Here is a 1,879-nt window from a genome sequence, read left to right as displayed (position 1 = left end):
GCATCTCGCCGCTGTCCCACCGGTCGCCGGGGCCGAGCCAGGTCACGCGCGCCACGCCGTCCAGGTCCAGGATCGCCAGGGGCCGTGGCAGCCCCGCCGTCAGGGCCGGATAGGCCGATGGCAGGATCACCCGCCCATCCTCTCCCGCCGCCAGCCCACCGCCAAAGCCGCTGGCCACCGGCAGGCCGAGGCGGCGCGCCAGGAAGCCGCCCTCCATCAGCGGCACGGGCGCCCCGTCCCGCCCGCACCCTGCCAGCCCCGGCCCGTCGAAGCCCAGGGCCACAACCCCAGGAGCGATGATCCCAGAGGTCGCCACGCCATCGGGCCCCGCCACTGCCGCCACGGCCTCGGCGCAACGCTCCACCAGACGCTCCACCGCCGGGCCGAGCCCGCCCCAGGCCTCCTCCGGCCCGGCCTCCAGCGCGGCGCGCAGCACCCGCCGCAGGGCCGGCGGATGCGGCAACAGGCGGAAGGGACCGGCCTGGGCCACAACCGTCCCGTCGGTTTCGAGCAGAGCGGCCTCCACGCCCTCCAGCGAGGCGGGACAGCGCAGCCCGATGGTCCGCAGCCCCGTTCCTTGCAGCCTCGTTCTTCGCACCATGGTGTCACTGTGCTAACGCCCGGCCCACTGACAAGCACACTTCACTGCGGAACCCCGCCAGATGGACGATTTCCTGCATGCGGCGCGCGAGCGCGGCTTCATCCACCAGGTCACCGACGAGGAATCCCTCGTCGCGCGCCTGAAGGCGGGGCCGCTTCCCACCTATGCGGGCTTCGACCTGACGGCGGACAGCCTGCATGTCGGCCACCTGCTGCCGATCATGCTGCTGCGCCTGTTGCAGCGCTGCGGCCACAAGCCCGTCGTGCTGATGGGCGGCGGCACCACGCGCATCGGCGACCCGTCCTTCCGCGACGAGGTCCGGCCGTTGCTGAGCGATGAGACCATCGCGCACAACAAGGCCGGCATCCGCCGCGCCTTCGAATCCTTCCTTGCCTTCGGCGATGGCCCGACCGACGCCATCGAGCTCGACAATGCCGAGTGGCTCGACAAGCTCGAATACATCCCCTTCCTGCGCGATGTGGGGCGGCACTTCTCGGTCAACCGCATGCTGACCATGGACAGCGTGCGCCTGCGCCTAGACCGTGAGCAGCCGCTCTCATTCCTCGAATTCAACTACATGCTGCTCCAGAGCTACGACTTCCTGGAGCTGAACCGCCGCTACGGCGTCGGCCTGCAGCTCGGCGGGCGCGACCAGTGGGGCAACATCATCATGGGCACCGACCTCGTCCGCCGCGTGGCGGGCCAGGAGGCCTTCGGCGTCACCACGATCCTGCTCACCACCGCCTCCGGCGCCAAGATGGGCAAGACCGCAGCCGGCGCGGTCTGGCTGAACGCCGACCGGCTTTCGCCCTATGACTACTGGCAGTTCTGGCGCAACACCGAGGATGCCGACGTGGCGCGCTTCCTGGCCCTCTTCACCGACCTGCCGATGGCGGAGGTCCGCCGCCTCGGCGCCCTCGCCGGGGCCGAGGTGAACGAGGCCAAGAAGATCCTCGCCACCGAGGCCAGCGCGATCCTGCACGGCCGCGCCGCCGCCGAGGCCGCGGCCGAGACCGCCCGCGCCACCTTCGAGGCCGGCACCCTGGCCGAGGACCTGCCTACGGTCTCTGCCCCGCTGCCCGCCGCGGTTCTGGACCTGCTGGTCGCCGCGGGCTTCGTCGCCAGCAAGGGCGAGGCCCGCCGCCTGGTGCGCGGTGGCGGCGTCCGCCTGAACGACGAACCGGTGGGCGACGAGACCCGCCAGGTCACCGGGGCCGACCTGCGCGACGGCACCGCCAAGCTTTCCGCCGGCCGCAAGAAGCACGCCCTGGTACGGGC

2 protein-coding genes are annotated in these 1,879 nt (G+C 72.0%); one reads left to right on the top strand and one right to left on the bottom strand.

From position 1 onward, the window contains the following. Positions 1-601, bottom strand: a 601-nt coding sequence (locus tag ROTAS13_RS23885; RefSeq protein WP_371329340.1) for an anhydro-N-acetylmuramic acid kinase, incomplete at its 3' end; no start/stop codon positions are given. A gap of 61 nt (positions 602-662) precedes the next feature. Here ROTAS13_RS23885 and tyrS point away from each other — a divergent pair. Next, positions 663-1,879: tyrosine--tRNA ligase (gene tyrS / locus ROTAS13_RS23880; protein ID WP_075823609.1), on the top strand; the 1,217-nt coding region annotated here is incomplete at its 3' end.

Source organism: Roseomonas sp. TAS13 (assembly GCF_001950415.1).
Classification (GTDB): Bacteria; Pseudomonadota; Alphaproteobacteria; order Acetobacterales; family Acetobacteraceae; genus Roseomonas; species Roseomonas mucosa.
Note: the sequence above shows the minus strand (reverse complement) of the source record. Positions and strands in the feature narration are given on the sequence as shown.